Origin of the sequence: Paraburkholderia sp. J63 (genome assembly GCF_905220245.1) — a bacterium.
Taxonomy (GTDB): Bacteria; Pseudomonadota; Gammaproteobacteria; order Burkholderiales; family Burkholderiaceae; genus Paraburkholderia.
Genome location: NZ_CAJMZF010000049.1, coordinates 20329 through 46728, shown reverse-complemented (window position 1 = coordinate 46728; position 26400 = coordinate 20329). Strand labels below are relative to the sequence as shown.

At 59.4% G+C, this 26400-nt stretch carries 21 protein-coding genes, 1 tRNA gene and 2 pseudogenes; 9 read left to right on the top strand and 15 right to left on the bottom strand.

Annotated features, from left to right (window positions below):
* Positions 1-326: 326 nt before the first annotated feature.
* The 3 genes from U5775_RS33375 to U5775_RS33365 are packed head-to-tail and all read left to right on the top strand — an operon-like array spanning position 327 to position 1525.
* Positions 327-713 (top strand): DoxX family protein, encoded by a 387-nt coding sequence (locus U5775_RS33375; protein ID WP_322062397.1) that lies wholly within the window; start codon positions 327-329, stop codon positions 711-713.
* A 59-nt stretch (positions 714-772) separates the two neighbouring features.
* Complete coding sequence (locus U5775_RS33370) at positions 773-1066, top strand: putative quinol monooxygenase (protein WP_322062396.1); 294 nt, start codon at positions 773-775, stop codon at positions 1064-1066.
* Between the two features lie 54 nt (positions 1067-1120).
* Entirely contained in the window at positions 1121-1525 is a 405-nt protein-coding gene (locus tag U5775_RS33365) for an OsmC family protein (protein WP_322062395.1), read from the top strand.
* Between the two features lie 233 nt (positions 1526-1758).
* Here U5775_RS33365 and U5775_RS33360 read toward each other — a convergent pair whose 3' ends face one another.
* The 3 genes from U5775_RS33360 to U5775_RS33350 all read right to left on the bottom strand — a co-directional run bounded on the left by U5775_RS33360 (position 1759) and on the right by U5775_RS33350 (position 4562).
* Positions 1759-2055, bottom strand: coding sequence for a putative quinol monooxygenase (locus U5775_RS33360; protein WP_322062394.1), 297 nt, complete (start codon positions 2053-2055; stop codon positions 1759-1761).
* Between the two features lie 406 nt (positions 2056-2461).
* Positions 2462-3409 (bottom strand): LysR family transcriptional regulator, encoded by a 948-nt coding sequence (locus tag U5775_RS33355; protein ID WP_322062393.1) that lies wholly within the window; start codon positions 3407-3409, stop codon positions 2462-2464.
* A gap of 292 nt (positions 3410-3701) precedes the next feature.
* The gene (locus U5775_RS33350) at positions 3702-4562 is read right to left on the bottom strand and encodes a pirin family protein (protein WP_322062392.1); all 861 of its coding nucleotides are present in this window, start codon (positions 4560-4562) and stop codon (positions 3702-3704) included.
* Positions 4563-4668: 106 nt separating this feature from the next.
* On the opposite strand from U5775_RS33350, the gene U5775_RS33345 reads away from it, so the two are divergent.
* Positions 4669-5604 (top strand): LysR substrate-binding domain-containing protein, encoded by a 936-nt coding sequence (locus U5775_RS33345; RefSeq protein ID WP_322062391.1) that lies wholly within the window; start codon positions 4669-4671, stop codon positions 5602-5604.
* Between the two features lie 153 nt (positions 5605-5757).
* Here U5775_RS33345 and U5775_RS33340 read toward each other — a convergent pair whose 3' ends face one another.
* The 5 genes from U5775_RS33340 to U5775_RS33320 form a co-directional block, all read right to left on the bottom strand.
* Positions 5758-7017, bottom strand: a complete 1260-nt coding sequence (locus tag U5775_RS33340) for an MFS transporter (RefSeq protein ID WP_322062390.1) — start codon at positions 7015-7017, stop codon at positions 5758-5760.
* Positions 7018-7060: 43 nt separating this feature from the next.
* Positions 7061-8185: a porin gene (locus tag U5775_RS33335; protein WP_322062389.1), complete on the bottom strand. Its 1125-nt coding sequence runs from the start codon at positions 8183-8185 to the stop codon at positions 7061-7063.
* Positions 8186-8282: 97 nt separating this feature from the next.
* Entirely contained in the window at positions 8283-9218 is a 936-nt protein-coding gene (locus tag U5775_RS33330; protein ID WP_322062388.1) for a VOC family protein, read from the bottom strand.
* Between the two features lie 13 nt (positions 9219-9231).
* Positions 9232-11025 carry an FAD-dependent monooxygenase gene (locus tag U5775_RS33325; protein WP_322062387.1) on the bottom strand — a complete coding sequence of 598 codons (1794 nt, stop codon included), beginning with the start codon at positions 11023-11025 and terminating at the stop codon, positions 9232-9234.
* Positions 11026-11073: 48 nt separating this feature from the next.
* Positions 11074-11925: a fumarylacetoacetate hydrolase family protein gene (locus U5775_RS33320; RefSeq protein ID WP_322062386.1), complete on the bottom strand. Its 852-nt coding sequence runs from the start codon at positions 11923-11925 to the stop codon at positions 11074-11076.
* Positions 11926-12081: 156 nt separating this feature from the next.
* Between U5775_RS33320 and U5775_RS33315 the strand changes: the two genes are divergently transcribed.
* The 5 genes from U5775_RS33315 (at position 12082) to U5775_RS33295 (ending at position 16954) form a co-directional block, all read left to right on the top strand.
* A complete protein-coding gene (locus U5775_RS33315) occupies positions 12082-12846 on the top strand; it encodes a GntR family transcriptional regulator (RefSeq protein WP_322062385.1) in 765 nt (254 codons plus the stop codon).
* Positions 12847-13228: 382 nt separating this feature from the next.
* The gene (locus U5775_RS33310) at positions 13229-14881 is read left to right on the top strand and encodes an FAD-dependent oxidoreductase (protein ID WP_322062384.1); all 1653 of its coding nucleotides are present in this window, start codon (positions 13229-13231) and stop codon (positions 14879-14881) included.
* Between the two features lie 76 nt (positions 14882-14957).
* A complete protein-coding gene (locus U5775_RS33305; RefSeq protein ID WP_322062383.1) occupies positions 14958-15407 on the top strand; it encodes a nuclear transport factor 2 family protein in 450 nt (149 codons plus the stop codon).
* Positions 15408-15468: 61 nt separating this feature from the next.
* Positions 15469-16203 carry a glucose 1-dehydrogenase gene (locus U5775_RS33300; protein ID WP_322062382.1) on the top strand — a complete coding sequence of 245 codons (735 nt, stop codon included), beginning with the start codon at positions 15469-15471 and terminating at the stop codon, positions 16201-16203.
* A 31-nt stretch (positions 16204-16234) separates the two neighbouring features.
* Entirely contained in the window at positions 16235-16954 is a 720-nt protein-coding gene (locus U5775_RS33295) for an SDR family NAD(P)-dependent oxidoreductase (RefSeq protein WP_322062381.1), read from the top strand.
* Positions 16955-17294: 340 nt separating this feature from the next.
* On the opposite strand, the pseudogene U5775_RS33290 reads toward U5775_RS33295, so the two are convergent.
* From U5775_RS33290 to dnaG, 7 genes and pseudogenes are all read right to left on the bottom strand, one after another.
* Positions 17295-17804: pseudogene (locus tag U5775_RS33290) on the bottom strand (tyrosine-type recombinase/integrase); the annotation flags it as partial.
* Positions 17805-18887: an IS630 family transposase gene (locus U5775_RS33285; protein WP_322062380.1), complete on the bottom strand. Its 1083-nt coding sequence runs from the start codon at positions 18885-18887 to the stop codon at positions 17805-17807.
* A gap of 80 nt (positions 18888-18967) precedes the next feature.
* Positions 18968-19756: pseudogene (locus tag U5775_RS33280) on the bottom strand (tyrosine-type recombinase/integrase); the annotation flags it as partial.
* Between the two features lie 519 nt (positions 19757-20275).
* Complete coding sequence (locus U5775_RS33275; protein WP_322062379.1) at positions 20276-21496, bottom strand: tyrosine-type recombinase/integrase; 1221 nt, start codon at positions 21494-21496, stop codon at positions 20276-20278.
* 173 nt (positions 21497-21669) lie between these two features.
* Positions 21670-21757, bottom strand: a tRNA-Ile gene (locus tag U5775_RS33270).
* A 153-nt stretch (positions 21758-21910) separates the two neighbouring features.
* The gene (gene rpoD, locus U5775_RS33265) at positions 21911-24319 is read right to left on the bottom strand and encodes an RNA polymerase sigma factor RpoD (protein WP_322062378.1); all 2409 of its coding nucleotides are present in this window, start codon (positions 24317-24319) and stop codon (positions 21911-21913) included.
* A 174-nt stretch (positions 24320-24493) separates the two neighbouring features.
* The gene (gene dnaG, locus U5775_RS33260) at positions 24494-26389 is read right to left on the bottom strand and encodes a DNA primase (RefSeq protein ID WP_322062377.1); all 1896 of its coding nucleotides are present in this window, start codon (positions 26387-26389) and stop codon (positions 24494-24496) included.
* Positions 26390-26400: the final 11 nt, after the last annotated feature.

Below are 26400 nucleotides of genomic sequence, written 5' to 3'. Positions count from 1 at the left end.
GCAGGCAACACCTGTCTGCATAGGTGCTGCAATGCAAGAAGGAAATCCGCGCGAGCAAGTGCAAAGTGAAAAGAGCATGATCGCCGCAAGCCGGCATCGACGACAGGCAGTGTCTGGGTCATCGCCCGGATACAGCGTCTTCCCACATCACGCAAGCGCCTCGATTTCTCTTGCGATTCCCACGCCGGGAGCACGGCTGCACTCCCGGCGTGTCGTTGAGGCGCAGTGACGCGATGGCCGCGGCCAGGAGACACCCTCATTCATCGCACCGCGCGTTGATGCCGCGCCTTCACATTACAGCCGTTTCTGACAATCCGGCGAAAATTATGTCTGACTACTACTTGCTTGCCGGGAGGGTGTTCATCGCACTGATGTATGTCCTCAGTGGCATGAACAAACTCCTGTTCTTCAGTCACGGCCTGGACGAGGTCAAGGCAAAGAAACTCCCCTTCCCACATCTCGCGCTCGGTTGCACGATTCTGGTTCAGCTTGTTTGCGGCGTGGCCATTATCGCCGGATATCAGACGACAATCGCATCGGTGCTGCTAGCGATCTTCACGCTCGCAACTGCAGTGGTCTTCTATGACTTCTGGAACCAGCAAGGCACGCAGCGCACGCTCATGCTGACTGGCTTCCTCGAGCACATCAGCATCATTGGCGGATTTGTCATTCTGATCGCGTCGGGCCCGGGCAACTTCGTAGTCCGACTCTAGTGTGCATGAAAGCCAACCAGTGCTTAGCCGAGCCGAAACCTTAAACGGAGCAAACTCTCATGAAGGATCTTCATATCGTCGCCGTCCTGTATGCAAAGCAAGGGCAGGAGGAACAGTTACGTGCTGACCTCACCGAACTCGTCGATCCATCCCAGAAGGAACAGGGCAATCTGCGGTACGAGTTGTTTGAGGATCAGGGTGATACGCGTCGTTTCGTGATCGTTGAACACTGGTCGGAAGAGGCATTGCGGGAGAAGCATCACACCGAGGGCAAACATATTCTGCGTTTCCATGCAGGCGGAGTCAACGCCGTGGAGAAGGCCGACGTGTACAAACTCCGGCGCATTGCATAAGATTATGCTTGATTGAAGGAGAGCCATGTTCGGCACGACGAGTGAGGACCATCCATGAATCTGGCAACTTCAAGCGCCCTGCTCGGCAAGGACTCCCCCAACTATGTGGTTGAACTCCACGCAGGCACGCATCAGCTGGTCGGCGACGAGGGGCCGCATGAAGGCGGTCAGGATCGCGGACCCGCGCCGTTCGAGTTCGTGCTGACCGGGCTTGCGGCCTGCACCGCGGCGACGCTTCGAATGTACATGCAGAAGAAAACCTGGCCGCCCGGACGAATCGAAGTCGAAGTGGAGTTGCACATCGACCACGACCGTAACCAATATATCCGACGGGTCGTCTCTGTCGAGGCCGCTATCGACGACGACCAGCGAACGCGCCTCGCGGAAATCTGCGAAAAAACGCCCGTCACGCTGTTCGTCAAGCGGGGCAGGCGCATCGACACGATCATGAAACGATAGCATTGTCGAAGGGGGCGAGTTGGAGGGGGCGCGAGCGCAATACGACACCTGTTGCAAGTTGGAGCCGAACCTTCGTGGAATCGTTGTTCAACGTGGCGAAATGCCGCCCTGAATTCCGGTGAGCGGCTTCGCCGACCTCTCCGGACTTAACAGCAAATCTGGAGACGTGCTACTTGCTGGCCAAGTGCTCCTCATCATTGCGCATGGAAATCACCGCAGATTGAGCGGGAGCGCTATACGACCCGGTCCAATTTATAAAAGAATTCAACCCTTTCCACGGCGTCACTGCCGCTCCGGTTGAAATCTAGTATGTGCGGGCTTTTCGTATGATGCTTTTCCTGCGCCTCCGCATTTTCCCAGTGCTCTACGAACACAAAGCGCCGAGGGTCGTCCTGGTCGCTGAACAGTTCATAACCAAGATTCCCATGATCGCGTCGGGAGGGCTCTACGACAGCAACTAGCGCTGCATGCAACTCCGACTCCCGCCCTTCTTTCGCATACAGAACGACCACGATATGAAAGTCATCCATCTGAATCCTCCGTGCGAAGAGCATGCTCGCGGATTTTCCCGGCGACAGCAGTCACATTAGTGCCGACATCCCAAGGCAAACATGCTAACGCGCCTAGCTGAGTCCCTCTGCAGAGGAACATTTGGCGCGGGCAAAGGCATTAACGGGAAACTCGCTGTTCTTGATTCTCGAACGGCACTCAGTTCAGTGCGGTGATATAGATAGAAAATACCAGGAAGTCGCTTTTTAGTTCAACGAGACGGCCTTGCGCAGGCGCGTCGGCGAACTTAAATTCACAACACCCATCCATTCGCGATCCTAAATACCCGTGTCGCCTGCCGAGACAAAAGCGAGTTCGTTTGCTGCTGGACAGCCTTGGCTGTCCAGCAGACGCGGTGAAAATATCACAACCAGTGCGCTGGAATGCTCACGTCGTTTCCTCGCGTGCATCGGCAAAATCGAGCGTGTCCCACGACACGCTTGACACTGAAAGTTGTATATGTTCGATGAATGCGCGCAACTTGTAAGAAGTAAATCGGTTACGAGGATAAACGGCATAGATAATGTCGTCTTCAGGTCGGGCGTTCGGCAGGACTCTCACTAGTCGCCCTTCCGCGAGATCTCGCGCGACAATAAGAGTTGGCAAAACTGCCAGTCCCACTCCAGCTACTGCAGCGTCGCGCAAGACTTCCCCGTTGTTGGAGAAGAAAACGCTGTTGGGCGAAAGCGTTCGCGGCTGACTTTCCGAAGCAGCAGGATCAAATGACCATGTCTGCGAGACCGGTACGTTGCTGTAACACACGCATCGGTGCGTTGCGATATCTTCGATCGTCTTAGGTGAACCATGCTTCTGGATATACGCCGGGCTGCAAACGAGCGCACGTCTACTAACGCCTATGCGTCGGGCAATCAAGCCGCCGTCCGTCGGCCGGGCGTTACAGATTGCGAGATCGAACCGCTCAGCTTCGATATTGACTATCCTTTCATCAAGCGCTGCCACTATGCGGAGGTCTGGATACCTCGATGCGAACTCCGCTATTACCCTGCCAAGCCAGACTTGAGTGAAACTCACGGGGGCGACAATCCGCAATTCACCGCACAGGCCAATCGTCTGCTCCGAGATGGTCTCGACTACAGCGCTCAGTCTGCGCATCGAATCCGCTGCCGCCTCGTAGAAAATCAATCCCGACTCGGTCGGCGCAACGCCTCGGGTCGAACGTATTAGCAATTGCGCGCCGAGGTCTCGTTCGAGATCACTAATCCGCTTGCTAATGACCGACTTCGAGAGGTCCAGATAGCGCGCTGCTTCGGTGATACTGCGCTTCTCAACCACTAGCAAAAACGCGTGGATTTCTTCGCTGTTGAGCGGTCTCACGGTTTCGTCTCCGCAGCTTCTAGGCTACGCTTACCTATCGGTTTCAGTTCGATTTCGTGCGCAGATTTACATACCGCACCTTCGTTCGGCGCTACCGTGCACGTGAAAGGACAAGTTGCGTCCTTTGCGGTCTGATGCTCGACGACGTAAACCGATGCCAGCATAAACTCTATGGATAACTTATCTTTCACTTCAATCTCGACGCCATCCCCCATCACCAAAGAGCGCTACGGGCTTAACCTCTTGTCCGGCGCGACGCTTTCATAAAGGGTATCGGCCCGTGCGGCGATCATCACGGCAAAAAGCGACCGCTGTTTAAATCGCTGATTGCCTGATGGATTTCAGCTTCGCTGTTCATGACGAATGGGCCGTGACCAACAATAGGCTCGTCTATCGGTTCGCCGGTAAGGACCAGCACCGCAGCGTGACTGTCGGCATGCAAGGACACACTGTCGCCAGGACGCCCAAGCAGCAGCATCTGGGCCTCGGATAGCACATGGTTGTCTCCGACCGTTACGCTCCCGCTCAATCCTACGAGCATCGCCGTATGGCCCTCTGGAAGCGGGAGCACCAGTTCGGCGTTGGGCTCGAGTTTCATGTCCCAGACATTGATAGGCGTAAAGGTTCGTGCCGGCCCGTGGTGTCCGTGAAACTCACCTGCAATTACCCGAGCCGTCCCACCACCGTTCGGAAGGTCAACGACCGGAATGTCAGCGGCGACGATTCCCTGATATCCCGGGGGGCTCATTTTGTCTTTTGCCGGAAGGTTCACCCAAAGTTGAACCATGCGGAATGGGCCACCTCTTTTCGCAAAGCCAGGCGAGTGGTACTCCTCATGAAGGATTCCACCCGCTGCTGTCATCCACTGGACGTCGCCAGGCCCGATGACGCCGCCGTTTCCCGAAGAGTCGCGATGCTCCACCTCTCCGTCATAAACAATCGTGACAGTTTCAAACCCGCGATGCGGATGCTGGCCAACGCCGCGTCGGCTGGTCGTCGGCGTGAAGCTATGTGGCCCGGCAAAATCAAGCAGGAGAAAAGGGCTAACGTGCTGCCCCAAGGTGTTGTATGAGAAAAGGGAGCGCACCGGGAATCCATCGCCGACCCAGTGACCACGATTATTACCATAAAGGCCCAAGACTTTTTTCTTCACCTTTGTTCTCCCGTGCAAAGAGGGTACTCACTGAAATCAATATAGTGGGAGAACGCTGCGCGTGTAAGATAGCAACTTCCTGACGCAGCGTCCTATATGCGGAACGATGAGAGATCTAAACGACATGTATTTCTTCACCCAGATTGTTGATCATGGCGGATTTGCTTCGGCCGGCCGTGCACTGGGCATGCCGAAATCGAAGCTAAGTCGGAGAATGCAACTGCTAGAGGAACGACTGGGTGTGCGGCTGCTCAACCGCTCGTCGCGACGCTTTTCGGTCACCGAAGTAGGAAGCGAATATTACGACCGCTGTACCGCAATGCTTGTCGAGGCGGAAGCCGCTGACCAATTGGTCGCCGAGTTGCGAGCAGAACCTCGCGGAACCGTCCGCGTAAGCTGCCCCGTCGCGTTGCTCGGTTTCCAGTTCGGCGCATTGTTCGCAAGGTTCATGATCCAGAATCCGGGCGTGGACCTTCAGCTCGACGCAACGAACCGACGGGTGGACGTTATAGCAGAAGGAATCGACATCGCCATTCGCGTACGCTTTCCACCGCTGGACTCCACTGATCTCGTGATGCGCAAGCTGGACGACAGCACCCAATGCCTCGTCGGTGCTCCTGAGCTCATAAACAGGGATTTGCGGTCGCCTGCAGACCTCGTCGGCCTACCGAGCCTCGACCTTGGGCCGCCGCGACGGATTCATCAATGGCAGCTCGAAGGGCCAGATGGGCAAACATCCGTGCTGCCCCATAGCCCGAAATTAGTGACAGACGATATGGCGACACTTCGTGAAGCTGCATTAGCAGGGGTAGGGATAGTCAAGGTGCCAACGATCATGATCTGGCGAGATGTCGAGGAAGGTCGCCTCGTTCAGGTGTTACCGAAGTGGCGGCCGCCCGCCGGGATCGTCCATGCAGTGTTTCCTTCCCGGCGCGGCCTCTTGCCCTCGGTACGGGTACTACTCGACTTTCTGGCTGAGCAATGCGAGCGTCAACGTAGTAATGCGACGTCGGTGCTTTCGCGCAAGGAAACCGATTCATGACCCCATCGTAGGGCGCATAGTCATCCTTTGGAGGCACCGTTTTTGCACACTGCGCTGGCTGGCCGAGCGAAGGTGAGTCCCGCACTCGAGGGAGCACGTCTTCAGGCGCGCTGCCGGGAAGCCTTGGCACGCCTGAATTGCAGACGACGTGTGTTAGTCAGGAAGGGGCGCCATCGCCCCTGCATGCGCACGTCGAACTGGTGCCGTCTCTTTGAGTGCCAACGTTACAAAGAGACCGATTATCAGAGCACCCATACCGAGTTGCATGATGTACTCGATTCCGAAATTCTTCGCCACGTACCCTGCAACGGAAGGTGCAACGCCTCCGCCAAAAACCTCCCCGACGCCAATCACAAGTCCCGATGCAGTCGTCATCAGTTTCGCCGGCACGGCCTCTGCGCTAATGGGACCAACGGTTAGCGTGATCATCGCAAAAACAAAAAAAATCGTCGCGAGCAAGCCGATGAACAGCGCCGTCGGGTTCGCCCCTGTATGGGCGAAGGCCCAAAGTGATATGAAAGCGCCTATCACTGACAGTACCATTACCGGCCGGCGCCCGATCCGGTCGGAAAGCGAGGGCATTGCAAGACCGCCCAGCGTTCCACCGACACCTGTTGCAGAAAGCACGAACCCCATTTGCTGAAGCGAAAGATGCAGATAATCGGTCAGATAGTTTGGCAGTAGCGCACTCAGGACGATCAGGCAGGTCAGCCAGCACAGCATTCCCACGAAGCAAAGTGGCACATTGCGGTAGCGCAGCACCTCGTACCAGCGGTGCGTGGCGGCATCGTGCGTCTGCGTATGTACCGCTGCCATACGCGGAGTGGTGTTGCGAAGAACTTTCCATGTCAGAGCGCAGACCAGAAGACCAGGCACTGCGACCATTGCGAAGATCCAGTGCCACGGCACGAAACGAACCATCTGCGTAACGAGCACGGGTGCCACACCGAGGCCAAGCAACGGTAGCGCCGCCTGCTGGATGCCAACATTACGTCCATGTCGTAGTGGCTCCGATGCATCGAGTGTCGCCGTTATACTGGACGGCGTATATGCACCTTCGGCAATCCCCATCAAGGCGCGGATCAGCATAAGGCTGCCAACACTCCAGGCGAGCCCGCTCGCGCAGGCGAGCAAAGAGAACGCGAGCATCGCCGGAATGATGACCTTGCGATGACCTAAACGGTCGGACAGACTACCCGTGAACAGCGCGGACACGCCCCATGCCACAGAGAGTGCGGCCGTGATGTGGCCAAGATCCTGATAGTCGAGCTTCAGGTCCCGCATCATTACCGGAAAGAGTGGCATGATCATGAAACGATCGACTCCTACGAGACCGAATCCAAGCGAAAGCAGCGCGACGATTTTCCATTCATAGGTGGTGTCCCAACCGGACGTAGAATTTGGTGTAGTCATGTCTTTCTCCAAACGTTGTATGTCGTTCTCCGCCATGTGGCGGCTAGAAAACTGTATGGATACCCACACGTGCGATTGCCTGGTTCGCACCATCGGAGGCACCATCTGCATCGAGAACGCCGTTGATCTGGGCGAAAGCACCACTGTTCGCACGTTGCCAGACTCCACTCGCATAGACCATCGTGCGTTTTGACAACCAATACTGGACCGATGCCGTCAGCTGATGCGCGTGGTTGTTGTCAAGCGTCGCGTTACCCTTCATGTACATATAGTCGGCACCGAAGAGGAGCGGGCCGCCGGTGTGCCACACAGCGCCGGCCTCGCCCATCCAGACCGCACCACCAGACGCTGAATTGCGCACTGTCGTGAAAAGCGTGTTCGCGGTGATCGCGCCAAAACCAACGTGCGCACCGGCACCCCAGTTGCGCACGCTCGTCGCTGGCGAGCCGAGAGCTGCCGCGTACTTCTCGCTGGTGTACGCGGCATCGGCGCCGAACTGTCCGCGCGTGTAATCCATGCCGAAGCTCACGGTGTTGTTCGAGCCAAACGCCCCCGGTACGCCACCGAATCCATAAAGCGCACCGACGCGCAAGCCCTCGAAAACCGCGCTAACATACTTGACCGAACTCGCCACGCGCTGACTCCCCGCCAGTCGGTCCCAGTCGAACGCGCCGGTAGGATTGTTTGGCAGCGCGAGCTTCTGGAATGGTCCGTTGCGCAGGTTATAGAGACCGCCCAGGTCACGCGCCGCATCGTCGCCGGTAAAGAAAAGGAAATCAGGCATGAAGTCGTACTGATTGCCGAACGTGAGTGTGCCGAGGCGTGTGTCATCGAATCCAACGTATGCGCTGCGGCCAAACAGCCCATTGCCGATCGTCGCACCGTTGGCCATGGAAAACTGGTCCAGCAGCTCGAACACAGCGTGCGTGCCGCCGCCCAGGTCCTCGCTGCCGCGCATCCCGAACAGGCTGGGAGCATAGATGCCTTCATCGAATTTCAGATTGCCGTGGCCTCCTTCGTTGCTCACGTAGCTCACGCCCGCGTCCATCAGGCCAAACAATGTCACGCTGCTCTGGGCGTGGGCCGACGCAGCGCACACCAGTAGAGCGACGGCGGTTGTGGCACGTCTTGGGGCTCGCCTTGCGACCAGTGTTCTTCCGACTGCCATTGTGTCTCCTCTTTTTAATTCGTATATCTAACTAAAATAAAAATACCCACTCCGTACATCAATGGGCACAGCCCGTCGTTCGCCCTACCGACGTTTGCTACTGCTCTGTGTTCTCGAAAAAATACGCTGGTACGTCCGGGCCCCATAGATAGAGCGAATTCTCGGGCGCGTGATCGCCGCACGGCCATTCAAAACCCGGCGGCACGAAATCGATGTCCGCCGAGTATTCCCAGTAAGCGCCCCACGGATCGCGCACGTACTGGAAGTAGTTGGAGCCCAGCACGTGCCGTCCCACGCCCCATCCTTCCACGTAACCCGCCTGCGCCATCTGCATCTTGCCTATGCCGACCGTGTCGACGTCAGCAACATCCCATGCACTGTGATGCCAGCCCTTCGCCTCGCCCTGTGCAAATGCGATAAGGTGATGATCGCTGCCGTGACGTGCGTGCAGGAACGCCACGATCCCTGCCGAGCCGTCGGAAAGCCGCATGCCGAGCGCCTGTTCGTAGAACGCTACGGCATGCTCGATGTCTGGCGTGAACATCAGCACATGTGAAAGCCGTTGTGGTCGCGCAGGCGGCGCATCCGCGCGCATCGAGGCACCGCGCAGACCCGCCAGTCTGGCCGCCGGCTGCGGCCAGACCTTGAAGCCGGGCGAGGTCTTCTCGCCCACCCGAAGCTGCATCAAGTTGCCGTCCGGGTCCTCGAACCAGAAGCCATCGGTGCCGGACCCGACGGCGGGAGCGGCCGCGCGGCCTCCCGCCTGTACGATCTGCGCGCGGAGCGGCTCGAAGTCGTCGGCGAAACAGTTCAGCGAAAGATACGCAAGGCGCTTGCGCGCCCCTTCGCGCACGCGCACCCAGATATGGTCGCTGGCCGGCGTGCGCAGCAAAAGCTGGTCGCCCGCGTTTTCGAGTCCGAAGCCGAACGCCGTGAGGAAATGCGTCGCTTCATTGAGGCTCGGCACCTCGAGCGCGAAATGATCGATGCTGTGAATGCCGAACGCTGCGCGCTGCGTCGTCGAGGATGTCATGAGCGAACCTCCTTCAAGCCGTGGCCGTGGTGCGGCGCGCGTCTGCCGTACTTTTTTCGCCTGACGCGCGGCCGAGTATCTGAGCGAACACGCGGCGCAATTCCACCGCCGGGTCGGTCACCTCGCCCACCGACCGCCACGCGACGAAGCGATCCGGACGCACCAGCACGCAGCCGTGGTCTTCGATCTCGCTCTGCCGCGCCCAGTCACCGTAGACGTCGAACGTCGAAGTACCGTGCGCGATCCGCACACCGTTCACCGCGACGCCGAATTCGGCGCCCACCTGCTGCGCCGCCGCGAGCCAGGCGTCTCCGCCTGCACCGGTCAGCACGGTGAACACACCATGGCCCACGAGATCCAGGGTCGAGACGAGCGCGTTGTCCTGCTGGATCCATGCATGGGGAATGGAGGCACCGGGCGTGGTCGTAGCGTGGTGGTAAAGCTCGGGATCGCGCGTGGGCGCGGGGAACGTGGCACCGTCGCGCACGATTGCCGCCGACGTATAGCGCTGCCCCAGTTCCACGCCGTGACAGTTGAACTGATAGTTCTGGAGTTCCACCGCCTCGGCCAGCACCTTGCGGCGCGCGCGGCCAGTCTCGGAGTCGGAGAACAACTCGTCGAGCGAGGCCCAGCCCTGTTCGGCGCTCTGACCCGCAGAGAAGCCAAGTGCATTCGCGATCGGCAGCATCTCGCCCACCGACTTGATCGCACGGTTCACGACGCCCTCGGCGACCGGCTGGCGTTCGTCCGTATATGTCTGCAGCAGCGCAGGCGTTGCCTCACCCTTGACGATCATCGCAAGTTTCCAGGCAAGGTTGAATGCATCCTGTACCGAGGTATTCGAGCCGAGGCCGTTGGCGGGCGGATGGCGGTGCGCGGCATCGCCAGCGATAGCGACGCGCCCCTTCACCATGCTGCGCGCGACCATGCGGTTGATCGTCCATTTGGACACGGCTTTCACGCGGATCGGGATGTCTGGATCACCGATCGTCGCGCGGGCGCGCGCCATCACGGCCTCCTCGCTGAGGTCAGGCTCGCCGTCCTTCGGGTTGTACATGAAGAGAAGCACCCACTCGTTCCATGGCCGCACGCAAATGTACGTGCCGCTGCCCACCCAGTAGTCGCTGCCGGGCTGGGTCATCCAGTAGAGCACGCCCGGGCGGTGCGCGCAGTACTTTTCCAGATCCACCTCGAGCCAGCAGTTCACCGCGCAGCCGAGGCCCATCTCGCCTTCCAGTTCGAAGCCGACTTCCTTGACGACGAGGCTTTGCGCACCGTCCGCGCCCACCGCGTAGTCGGAGACCACTTCGAATTCTTCGCCGGTCAAGCGGTCGACGACCCGCGAATACACGGCCTCGTCGGTCTGCCGTATCGACACCAGCTCCGTGTTGAACAGCACCTTCGCGCCATATTCGCGCGCGGCCGTGAGGATGGCCGGCTCGAGCAGGTGCTGGGGCGCATTGCACATCCGGGACGGACTCGCCGCCTCGTAGTCGGCCCGGCGCTTCGTGCCGGTGCCCCACGTCTGCAGGCGCGCGATCTCCGTACCCGCGAAACTCGTCGCCCAGACGTTGTTGCTCATCAGTTCGTTCGCGGTGGAAAGCGCGCGCACGCGGTCCTCGATACCGAGGTCGCGAAACACTTCCACCGTGCGCTGATTCGTAATATGCGCGCGCGGCGAATGCGCGGTGCCGGGATAGCGTGTAATGGCCAGCACCTCCACGCCGTACTTCGCCAGCAACGCGGCCGTCGTCAAACCTGCGGGGCCCGCCCCCACCACGAATACTGGGACGCGAATCTGTCTCATGTCATCTCCTTCCTGTAGGTCTGCCCGTCTGGTTCGCGAAGCGCCGTCTCAGCGCCGCGGCGCCTCGTCGCGCACCACGTTCGTGAGCACGCCGAGCCCCTCGATCTCAACTTCGCATACGTCGCCGTCGCGCATGATGAGCTTCGGCTCGCGCGCCCAGCCGATGCCGGCCGGCGTGCCACTGACGATCACGTCTCCCGCTTCCAGCGTGATGGCCTCGCTGACGATTGCAATGAGCGACCCCACGTCGAACAGCATGTCGCTCGTGTTGGCGGACTGCACCACCTTGCCGTTCAGGCGCGTTTCGAGCTTCAGGCCCTTGCCGCCCGACGGGACTTCGTCGGACGTGACCAACGTCGGGCCGAAAGCACCGGTGCCGTTGAAATTCTTGCCAACAGTCCATTGCGGCGCCTTGAATTGATACTCGCGCACCGAACCGTCGTTGAACACCGAATAGCCGGCCACGCAGTCCAGCGCCTGCTCCTGCGGAATATGACGGCCGCCGCGCCCGAGCACCACGGCCATTTCGCCCTCGAAGTCGAGGGAATCGGAAACAAGCGGACGGATCATCGGCGCGCGGTGACCAATCAGGCTGGTATTGAAGCGCGGAAAAAGGGTTGGATACGACGGCTGCTCATAGGGGCTTTCCTTGGTATGGTCCGCGTAATTCAGGCCGACGCAGATGATCTTTCCCGGGTTCGTAAGCGGCGGCAATAACGTGACGTCGTCCACTTTGTACTCTTTGCCGGACTCGCGTCGCGCATTCGCGTAAGCAAGCAGATCGGTGCCTTGCGCCAGCAGGTCTTCGAGAGTGGCGTCGCCGAGCGACGTGACAGTGGAACCTTGAAGCACGCCCAACTGGCGCGGCTGGCCGTCGGCTGAAAAATTAACGTAACGCATGACTTCTCCAGAGCGGTTTGAGAGGACGACCGCCGGGGGCGGCGTCAACAGATACAAAAGTACAAAATATATATATTTTTGTCTTTTATCGTTAACCCGAACTTATGGATACACTTCTGCTTTTGAATATAATCGAGGCATCAAGAGGAGAACGCCGTGGACATCAATTTCGACAACACCGATAGCAACTCGCCGCGGACGATGGCGTCGGTGCTGGCGGACGCTATCCTTCAGGACATCGTCACGGGAGTGCTGCCGCCTGGTTCGAAACTCAACATCCGCGAGTTGGCCGAGCGCTACCAGGCGGGGGTGATTCCGCTGCGCGAAGCTGTCTCCCGGCTCGCGATGAGCGGCTTCGTCGAGGCTGAGGACCAGCGCGGCTTCCGCGTCACGCAGATTTCCCGGGAAGATCTGGAAGATGTCACCTCGGTGAGACAGGGCATAGAATCCGAGGCGCTGCGCGACGCGATCGAAAGCGGCAACCTTGAATGGGAAGGCTCTGTACTTGCGGCGTTTCACCTGGTGAACAGCCTGCCGACAACGATCGGAGAGCCGCCCCGGATGAATCCCGCGTGGGAGCGAGCGCATGACAATTTCCACATGGTTCTGCTTGCGGGCTGCCGGTCGAAGTGGTTAAAGCACTTTGCTGTGACCCTGCGTACGCAGACGGCGCGTTATCGCCATATGTCACTGCGTAACCAGCACGCGATCGAACGCGATGTCGGCAAAGAGCACGAAGAAATCGTCAAGGCGGTGCTTGCGCGAGACGCAGATCTCGCGTGCAAATTGCTGCGGGACCATTTCTCTACCACGGCCAAACTGGTCCTTGAGCGCGCGGATCACACCGACGCGCCACAAAGCACTCCGCAGGGGGCGACGACTGCGGCCGCCAGCGCACGAAAACGGCGCACGGCGGCCTGATTCACACCCGGCCATCTCTGGACGCTGCGCACGAAAGCCCGCCCCCGCCTATGCCGTAGCGCTCGCTGACGGCTTCAAACTTTTCTCCCGCGCCACTGCCCCCCGGTCGTGGCGACAAATGCTTGCCACCTGCTCCCTCCTCGCGCCCCCGCTGCGATGGCCTGCATTTCCCATCCTTCCGATGCCCCTCCATCCGCTCTCTCCGCGCGGTTGCCGATATATACCATCCGATTACAACGATAGTTTTTTATTTTTTGCATATATTTTATCTTAGAGTATATTTTTACGAAGGCGGGCGCGAGTCCCCCCGGCGCGCTGCCTGACATCGAAAACATATGGAGGAAGACAATGCAGGGAAGCCCGCAATGGGCGGCTAGCAGCCGTGCCGGCCGCAGCGCCCTCAGCGCTTGACAGTGAATACGACGTCATCGTCGTCGGTGCGGGCGGCGGCGGCCTGCCTGCCGCTCTCTTCTCGCGCTGGCTGGGCAATTCGGTGGCGCTCGTCGAAAAGGCCGACACGATCGGCGGCAGCGCGCGCAAGGCGGCATTCTGGTACTGGGTGCCCAATAACCGGCCGATGCGGGAAGCCGGCCTCGTCGACGTCAAGGAAGATTGCCTGCGCTACATGGCGCGCCTCGCGCGTCCCGAGCGCTACAAACCCGACGCACCGCTGCTCGGCCTGGAGCAGTGGGAATACGAAGCGTTTGAAGCCATCTACGAAAGCGCGGCCCCTGCTGCCGAGGCGCTGCATGAGCGGGGCGCCCTGCGCTACCGGCAGTGCGCCGACGTGACCGACTACTGGGCCGAACTCCCCGAGAACAAGGCGCCGCGTGGCCGGGTGCTCGTGCCCGCTGACGCATGTGAGTCGATGTCCGACGGCGGAAAGGTCGCAGTCGAATCGATGCGAACCGCCGCACTGCGCGACGGCGTAGAAGTCATGACGGGTGTGCGCGTGCAGCGACTCGTACGAAGTGTCGACGGCGCAGTCACCGGCGTGCAGGGCACGCACGCAAGCGGCAAGCGGATCACGCTCGGTGCGCGCAAGGCTGTGATTTTCGCGACGGATGGTTTTACGCATGACGCTGCCCTGCGCGCCAACTTCCTTCACGCGCCCTTCGTCGGCGGTTGCGCCGCGCGCAGCAATGAGGGCGACTTTGTTCGCATCGCCGGTTCAAGCGGCGCCCAGTTGCGCAACATGAACTATGCGTGGATGTGCCCGGGCGCGCTGGAACGCGTCGCCGCGGGCGGCGATGACTTCACGGGCACCTTCTCGGTCGGCGGAGATTCGATGCTATGGGTGAACAGCTCCGGACAGCGGGTGGTCAACGAAAAGCTCGCCTATAACGAAATCGCACAGAAATTCTTCGAATGGGATCCGCAACGTGCCGAGTACCCGAACTTCGTTCAGATCGCGATCTGGGATCAACGCAGCCAGACCCATTCCGCCAGTACGGAGTATGGCCGTTTGATCCGTCCCGCTGCAGGCAATGAGGCGTTCGAACTGCGCGGCGAAACCCTCGACGAACTGATCGGCGCCATCCGCGCGCGTCTGGAGAAGTATGCGCATCTCACGGGGAATACACGCCTCTCCGGGAGTTTCGCAACGAAGCTTCGTACGTCGATCGCCCGCTTCAATGCGCTTGCGCGCGAAGGCAAGGACCACGATTTCCAGCGCGGCGACCGGTTGGTCGAACGCATGTTCAATGGCCCGACGGGCGAGCCGCTCGACCATGGCAATCCCACGCTGTATCCGCTCTCCGACACGGGGCCGTACTACGCGGCGCTCGTTGCCGGCGGCACGCTCGACACGAAAGGCGGTCCGCTGACCAACGCCAGCGCACAAGTGCTGGACGATCTGGGCGCGCCCATTCCCGGGTTGTATGGCGTGGGCAGCTGCGTGGCGTCTGCCTCCGCGCGCGCCTACTGGGCGGGCGGAGGCACGTTGGGTCCGATCATCGCGTTCGCGTGGCGCGCGGCACACGCAGCACACGCCGAAGCCGTCAAGCAGACCAGGCCCGCCGAAGCCACGCACTGACCCGCGACCTTTCCAGCTGTTCTTGCAACCCCGCCGCAGCGGCCCCGCAAACCGCTGCGCGCAACAAGGAGACAACATGCAGAGCGAACCGATGACCGATGAGCAACGCAAAGCCGTGGCGCTCGAGTACTTCAGACGCATGGACCGCGGCGACGAAATCCTGAGTCTCTTCGACGAACACGCCCTGGTTTACTTCCCCAAATGGGGTATTGCTAACGGCCGCGAGGAGATCGCGAGACTGTTCGACGATCTGCTCGGCATTCTGGCCGAAATCTGCCACGACGTGACGTATGCCAACTTCATCCAGCAGGGCGATCTCGTCGTGGTCGAGGCCACTTCCCACGGCCGCCTCAAGACCGGCCAGACCTGGCGCGCCGGCACGACGCATGCGGGACGGTGGTGCGACGTATTTGAAATCCGCGACTTCAAGATTCAACGCTGCCACATCTACCTCGACCCGGACTACGCGGGTGCGGATACGGCACGCTACCCGTGGCTAGCCAAAGACGTTTCGCGCCACTACTGAAGCGTTATCGCTATCTGGCGTTTTCCTCAACGAATAGCATTGCGAAGCAAGGAACTCAATCATGAACCGATTCGAAGGCAAGACCGTCATCATCACGGGCGCCGCCCGCGGCCAGGGCGCAGCGGAAGCGAAGCGCTTTCATCGCGAAGAGGCGAACGTGGTGTTGACCGATCTGCTGGTCGATGAAGGGGAGGCACTCGCGCGCCAGCTCGGCGAGCGCGCGGTCTTCGTCAAGCATGACGTCACGGACGAAACGGCCTGGGCGCACGTCTTCGAACGTGCGGCCAGTCTTTTCGGGCAATGCAACGTGCTCGTCAACAACGCCGGCATCTACAAGCCCGCGCCGCTCGGCGAGACCACCACACAACTTGCCGAACAGCATTTTCGCGTCAATCAACTCGGCACGCTACTCGGCATGAAACACGCAATCGAACCATTAAGCGCTAGCGGTCATGGAGCGATCGTCAACATTTCGTCCGTTGCCGGCCTGCGGGGATTCGCCAATGCAATTTCGTACGGCGGCACAAAATGGGCAGTGCGTGGCATGACCAAGGTTGCGGCTGCAGAGCTGGCTCCGCACGGAATCCGGGTGAATTCGGTTCATCCGGGTTTTATCGCGACCGACATGCTCAAGGAAAATCCCGATGAGATAAACCAGTTCGGTGCCGAGTCCGCCCCACTAAAGCGTCACGGCACGCCTGACGAGGTGGCCGCGCTTGTTGCGTTCCTGGCGAGCAACGAAAGCGCATTCATCACGGGCGCCGAAATCGCCATCGACGGCGGATGGGCAATCTAGCCTTTCCGATCCATCACACCGGGAGATTAGGATGAGACTGAAAAACAAGGTGGCGATGGTTACCGGCGGAAACCGTGGAATCGGAAGGGCAATCGTAGAGCTGTTCGTCCAGGAGGGGGCCAACGTCGTCGCATTAGACCTCAGCGCGCCCGACGAACCATTCCAGAAAGGCGTTACCACTGAAGAAATCGACGTCGCTAACGAGGAGGACTGGCAGCGCGTGGTGGCCAGCACGCTCGAGCGCCATGGGCGAATTGATATTCTCGTGAACAATGCGGGCATCGCTACGTACGAGTCCGCTCACATGCTCGACGTCAAGTCGTGGGAGCGTGTGATAGGCGTCAATCAAACTGGCGTATTTCTTGGAACCCGAGCCGTGATTCCGACAATGCAACAACAAAAAACCGGCTCCATCGTGAACCTCTCTTCGATCTGGGGAAATGCGGCAGTTCCAGGCGCACATGCGTATCACGCCACGAAGGGAGCGGTGCGCACAATGACGAAAAACGTTGCAATTACTTATGTCTCGGATGGAATCCGTTGTAATTCGGTTCACCCAGGCATCACGGACACGCCCCTGGTTGCCTTGCAGGCAAGTGCCGTTAACGATGTCGTCGTCACAGCCACACCGATGAAGCGGAAGGCTCAGCCGGTTGAGATTGCCTATGGGGTGCTCTTCCTCGCGAGCGACGAAGCCAGTTATGTCACAGGCATTGAACTGCCGGTGGACGGTGGATACCTGGCGCAATAATGTAACTTGGCATCACAAACCGACGGTCGAGGTCAGAGTTCCTCGACCGTTTTCTTCAGCTGCAATTCGCCCAGTGGAGGCGAAGTGACGTCCGCACCCTGCGCACAAAAGCGTTCAGACAAAGCTCACGGTTGCGCAACCGGTACACTCTTCCACAGCGCTCTTACGGGATGCTATCCATATATCAAATAATAATATATAACTAATTAATTTTATGGAATGATCATGTCGATTTATTTATTAATATTCATCTACGAAGAAGCAATCTCGCTGTAGGAAAGCAAATTTCAGAGCAAATGAAAACGTTCGATTGACAGTTGTGCTCGCCAAGCCCCAGCTTCTACACTATCGAGCGCAGGCCTCCTTCGGTAATCCGCACCTGAGCAGCGTCATCCGTTTCAGGATTCTTCACGATCCACCCTTCGAGCATGTCGGCCCACGTCTGTAGCATCGTCCTTCGGTTCTCGGCATATTCAGCCTTGTTGTATACGGCGCGTACCCCACGCTGTTCGTGCGCCAGACATTTCTCTATCCAGTCGCTGTTGAACCCGGCTTCATGCAGTTGCGTACTCGCCGTTCTCCGTAGGTCATGAACAGAGAAGGATTCAAAGTCTGGTGCCTCGCTCTCACGGATTAGCCTGACTGCACTGTCAACGACGCGGTTCAGAGTGGCGGCACTTATCGGCAATTCAGTTTCATAGCGACCCGGATGCAAATACGCGCTCGCGCCAAAACAAGTCTTAAAGGTGACCAGGATGTCCAGGGCCTGCTGGCTTAGATAGACGTTGTGCGCACGCCCTGCTTTCATCCGGTCCTTCGGAATGGTCCAGATCGCCTTATTAAAGTCCACCTAGTATTCTGTCCCAGAAATAACTTTGCATAGCCGAGCCACTTTCTGGAGGATTGAATCGGCAGTCGCGGTCCATACGAACGCGCGGCCGTGTTGGTTGTACTGCTTGATGTACCGCTCGATGCTGGTAACGAGTTGGCGCACGTTCTTGAACGATCCTCGACGGATCGCCTGCTGCGTAATCAGGCCAAACCAGCGTTCAACCTGATTCAGCCAGCTTGAGTAGGTCGGCGTGAAGTGCATGTGGTAGCGCGTATGCCGGGCCAACCACGCCCGGACTTTCGGATGCTTGTGTGTCGCGTAGTTGTCGACGATCAGATGCACATCGAGATCCGCGTGCACCGCCAGGTCCACATGCTTGAGAAACGCCAGGAATTCCTGATGTCGGTGGCGCGGCTTACACTGCGCAATGACTTCACCCGTTGCCGTATTGAGCGCGGCGAATAGCGTGGTGGTGCCATGCCGAACGTAATCATGCGTCACTCCCTCGAGATACCCCAGCCCCATCGGCAACATCGGTTGCGTACGTTCTAGCGCCTGGCACTGGCTCTTCTCGTCGACACAAAGCACGAGGGCATTAGTCGGCGGGCTCAGGTACAGCCCCACAATATCGCGCACCTTCTCTACGAAGTAGGGATCGTTAGACAGCTTGAAGCTCTTTGAACGGTGGGGCTGTACACCGAACAACGACAGATATCGGGCCACCGAACTCTTCGAAATCCCTGTCTGCGCTGCAGCGGAGCGCACGCTCCAGTGCGTTGCCCCGTCCGGCTTCTCATGCAGTATCCTCGCCAGCAGTTCCGCTACCGCTTCATCGTCATGGGTGCGAGGCCGCCCTGGACGGGCTTCATCATGCAGACCGCCAAGCCCCTGCGCAACAAACCGCTTCTTCCAGTGCGTGATCGCCGGTGCAGTAACTTCGCACTGCGTTGCAATCTCCTGGCTCGTATGACCGTCAGCTGCCATCAAGACAATCTTTGCCCGACGCACCAGAGAGTGAGGCAGCGAACGCGAGCGGCTCATTGACAGCAATTGTTCTCGCTCCAACTCCGACACGACAACTTCGATTCCTCTGCGTCCCATGATCGCCTCCTGCACGCCGTGACTCGATCATAGAACAATCTGGACATATGCAAAGTTATTTCTGGGACAGAATACTAGCTCCAACTGGCGAGAATAAATTCCGACTTGCGCACCATTGTCAGTAGCATGAACTTGATGGCTAGACGCAGCGTTGGCAGGGTAGGTGTCCTCTCGAGCCCCTTGAAAAACACATGAATTTCTGACGGTGTAAGTGCCCGGTCCCGCGGCTTGAAGGTAGCAATAGCGGAGGGACGAATGTCTTCTACAGGATTGGCTACCTTCAACCCTCTTGCCTGCACAAAACGATAGACCTGGAGGACGATGTCGCGTGCCTGAACGGCCGGTGCCGCCGCACCACGCTCCTTGATCTTCTCACACCTCATCAGGAGTCTTGAAGGTGTGATCTCTTCGAGCTTCAGCCGCCCGAACTCCGCTGCAAGATTCCGGTCGTAGACGGACTTCCTCATCGCACGGGTCGATTCCGCGAGCATGGCTTCTGCGAAGTATTTTTCGGCCCACTTTCCAAACGTCATCGCTTCGGCCGCTTCTGCACGCTTTTCAACCTTGTTTCTCGACGGACTGACGCCCTGTTCCACTTCCCGACGAGCCCTCTCAAGGAGCAGCCTTGCTTCCGCAAGACGCAGCGACATGCCAAAGGAAAGTTCGTCAGAAGGACGTGGGCCGCGTGCTGGTAGCCCGGGATCGTAGCGGCCTATGACCCGGGTCTCCCGGCGCCCATTCAGACGATAGTCGAAGCGGAAACTCACCGCTCCGGACGAGGTAACCGCAACATACAGGCCACGCTGGTCAGCAACCTTGTATATCTTGCCGGTGGGCTTGAGCGCCCGCAATTCGAGGTCCGTCAGCATGCAATCCTCCATGAACTGATACCGTGTTTGATACCGTCACGCGCGGTGACGGTATCAAAATGGATCGTCTGCAGAGAAAGATGCTATACCGTCGCTCATGCCGTCGGCGACGCAGCACTGCCGACGGACGGCAGCGGATCAAAATAGTCAATAAACCCTTGTTTTTGTACGGGAAATCAGGGAATCGACGGACCTCTGCAGACCACTGCAGAGGATCCTAAGTTACTCCCACTCCATTATATTCCACTAACTTCCGTTAAATGATGCGCGGCATCCGAGTATCGGTGATACTCAAAGATAACTAAACCCGAGCGGAAACATATTGAATTAGATTATCTCTTCAATATCCGAAAGCGATAACAATTTCGTGACATCAATAAGTATCGGCCAAAGGCGAGTACACCTTCGATGCTTTCGATGATTCAACAGAAAAATACCTAGCTCTCGCTGGCGAGGACGTCGCCACGCGTCGCCGTGCTTGCGGGTTTCTTCGATTCGCTTTTTTGCATCTAGCTGATGTCAGCTTGTGCGGGAAAGTCCTATCCTCAACAATCTCGCTCCACGTTCCAACTGATCGAGATGGTCAGCCCACGCTTGCATCATCTTCTTTCGGACAGGAAGATACTCAGCGAAATTGTAAGCGCCGCGCACCTCATCTCTTTCGCCGTGTGATAGCTGCCGCTCTATTGCATCCGGGTGCCACCCCAGTTCGTTGAGTAATGTGGATGCAGTGCTGCGGAACCCGTGACCCGTCATTTCCTCTCGCGTATATCCAAGCCTACGAAGAGCGGCATTCACTGTGTTCTCGCTCATTGGCCGAGAAGCGGTTCTAACACTTGGGAAAAGGTAACGTCCATGCCCAGTTACCGAATGAAGATCCTTTAGGATCGTTAGCGACTGCGTCGAGAGAGGCACGATGTGCTGTTCTCCCATCTTCATCCGGACAGCAGGGAGGCGCCACTCAGCATGGTCCAGGTCGAATTCGGTCCACTCTGCCTTTCGAAGCTCGCCCGGGCGTACAAAGGTCAGAATGCCGATTAGCAGTGCGCATTTCGTTTCAAAGCCACCTACATAGTCCCGAATCGCGCGCATCAGTGCTCCAACAGCTTTCGGATCCTTGATCGACGCGTAGTGCTGTTTCGGTGCTGGCTTGAGAGCTTCGCGAAGGTCGGCGGTTGGATCGCGGTCTGCTCGCCCGGTTACCACCGCGTAGCGGAAAATCTGGCCGCACTTCTGCAAGGCACGATGTGCCGTATCGATCGCGCCTCGCTTTTCGATCCTCCGTAGCGCGGCTAATAGCTCTACGGCCGTGATCTCAGCGATTGGACGCCCTCCCATAGACGGAAACATGTCGCGCTCCAGACGATGCATGATGAGGCTGGCATACTCCGCCTCCCATTTGCCTTTCGTCAATTCGAACCACTCTCGCGCAATGACTTCGAAACTGTTCGCGGCGCGATCTTTTGCCGTCGCTTTTTCTGCTTTCCTGGCTTCGCCTGGATCGTAGCCCGCTGCAAGCTTCTTCCGCGCCTCGTCGCGCCGGTGACGGGCGTCCTTTAGCGATACGGTCGGATAGGCGCCGAGCGCAAGCAGTTTTTCTTTCCCTGCAAAACGGTACTTCATACGCCACAGGCGAGATCCGCTTGGAGTCAGAAGAAGATAGAGACCGCCGGCATCGGACAGCTTGACCGGCTTGACGCCGGGCTTGGCGCCGCGAATAGTGGTATCGGAGAGGGGCATGGGGGTATCTCCTGCCGAGAAGGACGGCATACCCCCAAAACTACCCCCACGAAACTAAGGAAGTCAACGGGTCGCAACAGCAATCGACGGAGCAGGAAATGGTCTCAAGTGACCACCCAGCAAGGGTTTGGGAGATCCGAACGGAACGTCCCAGAAGTTGATGGAATAACGAATGGTGGGCCGGGTCGGGTTCGAACCGACGACGGGATCTCTCCGGCGGATTATGAGTCCGCTGCCTGCAACCAACACGGCGTCCGGCCCACGAAGCTACAACGAGGGGAAGTCAACAAAAAAGCCCGGTCTACACAGAGGCCGGGCTTTTCGACGGCAGGCCGACATACTACACGAACCGCCCCCGCCTGACTATCCGCGGAACGCAATTAACCGCGTTCCCGGACCCATCTCAAACAACCTTCAGTTCCCTTCGAGGAAGGACTTGAGCTTGTCCGAACGGCTCGGGTGACGCAGTTTGCGCAGCGCCTTCGCCTCGATCTGGCGAATCCGCTCGCGCGTGACGTCGAATTGCTTGCCGACTTCCTCGAGCGTGTGATCGGTGCTCATCTCGATACCGAAGCGCATGCGCAGCACCTTCGCCTCGCGCGGCGTGAGCGAGTCGAGCACGTCCTTCACCACATCGCGCATCGAAGCATGCAGCGCGGCATCGGCCGGCGCCACCGTGTTGTTGTCCTCGATGAAGTCGCCCAGATGCGAATCGTCGTCGTCGCCGATCGGCGTTTCCATGGAGATCGGTTCCTTCGCGATCTTCATGATCTTGCGGATCTTGTCCTCCGGCATTTCCATCTTCTCGGCGAGCGTGGCCGGATCCGGCTCGAGACCGGTTTCCTGCAGGATCTGCCGCGAGATGCGGTTCATCTTGTTGATCGTCTCGATCATGTGAACCGGAATGCGGATCGTACGCGCCTGGTCCGCGATCGAGCGCGTGATGGCCTGGCGGATCCACCACGTCGCGTAGGTCGAGAACTTGTAGCCGCGGCGATATTCGAACTTGTCCACCGCCTTCATCAGGCCGATGTTGCCTTCCTGAATGAGGTCGAGGAACTGCAAGCCGCGATTCGTGTACTTCTTCGCAATCGAGATCACGAGACGCAGGTTGGCCTCGGTCATCTCGCGCTTCGCCTGGCGGGCCTTGAGTTCGCCGGCCGCCATCTGGCGGTTGGTTTCCTTCAGGTCCTTCAGCGGCAGCACCACGCGCGCCTGCAGGTCCAGCAGACGCTGCTGCTGTTCGCGGATCGCCGGGATGTTGCGCGAGAGGATCGCGCTATACGAGTGACTCTCGGCAACGATCTTGTCGGACCAGTCGAGATCGGTTTCGTTGCCCGGGAAGCGCGCGATGAACTCCGAGCGCGGCATGCCGCACTTGTCCACGACCGTATGCAGGATCTGGCGTTCGACCTGGCGCACTTCATCCACTTGCGCGCGCAACGTGTCGCACAGACGCTCGACGGTGCGCGCCGTGAAGCGGATCGACATCAGCTCGTTCTGGATCGTTTCCTGCGCCTTGAGGTAGGACTTCGACTTGTAGCCCTCCTTCTCGAACGCGCGGCGCATCTTGTCGAACCACTCGCTGATGAGCGCGAATTTTTCGAGCGAGGCGCGCTTGAGGGCTTCGAGCTGCGCCGCATTGGCCGTCGCCTGGGCTGCGCCGTCGTCCTCTTCTTCTTCCTCTTCTTCCTCTTCCTCTTCGTCTTCTTCCTGCTCGTTCTCGATCTCTTCGGCTTCCTTCGCATTGAAGCCGTCGGTGTCTTCGGCGTTCGGATCGACCAGGCCGTCGACGAGCTCATCTACGCGACTCTCGTCGTTCGCCACGCGCTCGGCCATCGAGAGGATGTCGGCGATGGTGGTCGGGCAAGCGGAGATTGCCATGACCATGTGCATGAGGCCGTCTTCGATGCGCTTGGCGATTTCGATTTCGCCTTCGCGCGTGAGCAGCTCGACCGTGCCCATTTCGCGCATGTACATGCGCACCGGGTCGGTCGTGCGGCCGAATTCGGAGTCGACGGTGGAGAGCGCGACCTCGGCTTCCTCTTCTACTTCGTCGTCCGAAGAAGCGTTGGGCGCGTTGTCGTTCAGGAGCAGCGTTTCGGCATCGGGCGCCTGCTCGTAGACGGCCACGCCCATGTCGTTGAAGGTACTGATAATGCCTTCGATCGCCTCGGTCTCGGTGAAGTTGTCCGGCAGGTGATCGTTGATTTCGGCGTAGGTGAGGTAACCGCGCTCCTTGCCAAGCTTGATGAGCGCGCGCAGCTTGTTGCGCCGCTCTTCGAGTTCCTCGACGGTCCCGGGCTGCGATGACGCGAATGCGTCTTTCAGCAGCGCCTTTTCCTTCGCTCGCCGGTCGCGCGCACGGGTGGTTTTTTCACCCTTGCCCGCGGTGGGCGTGCTTTCTTCGCTCTGGTTTGCGTCGTCATCGACGGACACTTCATTCAGCTTTTTCGTCATGGAGTTCGCCGTACCGGCTGTAGTCTCGACTCGCGGCTGCTGGACATCAGCCTCTTGAACCGTGGATACTGGAGCCTCGCGCTCTGCCGCATCGTCCGCAACGGCAGGCACTTGCCTTGCACTACTCGGACCACCGGACCGCTTCGTTGCCGGGTGAGTCGCGGCTTTCGCCGCACGATTTGGCGCCGCTCGCGCGGCCGAAGCAGCCATGGCTTTCTTCCGGACTGCGGGGACTTCATGACTGGCGGTCGCCGCCTTGCGGCGGGAACTGGCGGGTGGTGCGTCCTGGGCCTTCGTGACCTTGCTGGTCGGCTCCGTCGAGCCTTTGCCTGTCGCCTTTTTTCCGCCTGTAGTCTTTGCCATTGCCATTCCGCCCTTGCTGGAAACTGGACATCTTGGGGTATCGCCCGGCGAATGACCTCCGAGTGATACTTGAGCTGCCCGCCCGGAAAAAACAAAAACAAACAACAAAAACAAACCGCTGAAAACCTTTTATTATAGCACGCACGGTAATAATCGCCCGCGCACGTTCCTTCCCTACAGCCCGAGCTGACGTTTCATGTCAGCCCGTGTCTGATTCAGTTTCACATATTCGGCCAGCTCCTCGGGCGTATGACGCGACTGCCGCGAAAGCACGTCCAACCGCTCGCTGCAAGCGTCGAAGCGCATTTTCAGGATTGCCGCCGCCAGTTCCTCGCCCACGAGCCGCTCCTGCTCGCGGCGCTCCTCGATCACGGCGCCATCTTCTGGATTTTTCATCAGCAAATCCCGAACGTTTTCATCATAGTCCAGAATTTCGCGAAAAATCTCCTCGAAGGTGGGGGCGTTCGCACCGTTTCGCAACAGGTCCGAAAGGAGCTGAAACTCGGCTGCGTCGCCCAGCGCACGTGCGTGCGTAGTCACTTCCTCGAACAGTTCGCCGTGCCGCGTGAGCGTGATGAGCGCCTGTTCGGCCTCTTCGTCGAGCTGCGCCACGATGCGCGGATGCATCACCAGGTTGCGCAGCGCCTTGCGCTCGATCCCGGTCACGAGGTGCCGGTCCTTGCGCGCGGGCGCCTGACGCGCGGCCTGGGCGATGCGGGCGTCGACTTCGCAGAGCGCCGCAACTTCCTCGAACGGCACGTCGAGACGGTCGGCGAACATGTGCATGATCTGCGCGCGCAGCGCGTTGGCCGGCAGCGCCTGCAACAGCGGCTTCGCATCGAACAGCGCGCGGGCGCGCCCTTCCGGCTGATCCAGCTCCTTGCCCACCAGCACTTCATTCAACATGAACTGCGAGAGCGGCATGGCGCGGTCGACCTGCTCCTTGAACGCCTCGGTGCCGTACTCGCGCACGTAGCTGTCCGGATCGTGCTCCGAGGGCAGGAACAGGAAGCGGATCGTGCGATTGTCCGCCGCATGAGGCAGGCACGCGTCCAGCGCGCGCCGCGCGGCGCGCCGGCCCGCCGCATCGCCGTCGAAGCTGAAGATCACCGTATCGGTCTGACGCATCAGCTTCTGCACGTGGATGGGCGTGCACGCGGTGCCCAGCGTGGCCACCGCGTTCTGGAATCCGAGTTGCGCGAGCGCGACCACGTCCATATACCCTTCGACTACCAGCACGTAGTGCTGTTCGCGGATCGCGAGTCGCGCCTCGAACAGCCCGTACAGTTCGCTACCCTTGTTAAATAGCGGCGTTTCCGGGGAATTCAAATACTTGGGCTCGCCGCCGTCGAGCACGCGCCCGCCAAAGCCGATCACCTGACCCTTGACGTTGCGGATGGGGAACATCACGCGGTCGCGGAAACGGTCATAGCGGCGCGCCTGGCCCTGCGCGTCCTGCTTTTCGCTGACGATGACGAGGCCGGCTTCGACCAGCGCATCGTCGCGATAATCGGTAAACGCGGATTCGAGGTTCTGCCATCCGTCGGGCGCGTAACCGAGGCCGAAACGGGCCGCGATTTCGCCCGTGAGGCCGCGCTTTTTCAAATACTGGATGGCATTCGGCGCGTTGCGTAGCTGCTTGCGGTAGTAGTCGCAAGCCGTCTGCATGAGGTCCGAAAGCGCATTGGAGACGGCCTTCGAGACGCCCGGCGCGTAGCCGCCGGACCCGGCGCCCGCCCCGCCGCTGCCACCATAGGCGCCGCCGCGCATCGGCGAAGGCTCCTGAGGCACGGTGAGGCCGACCGACTGCGCGAGTTCGTTGACGGCCTCGGGAAACGTGAGGCCCGCGTGCTCCATCAGGAAGCCGATCGCGGTGCCGTGCGCGCCACAGCCGAAGCAGTGATAAAACTGTTTCGTTGGACTAACGGTAAAGGACGGGCTCTTTTCGTTGTGAAACGGGCACAGGCCCATGAAATTCGCGCCGCCCTTCTTGAGCTGCACGTAGCGGCCCACCACGTCGACGATATCGACGCGGTTGAGCAGATCCTGCAGGAACGAATGCGGAATCATCAGGGCTCGTC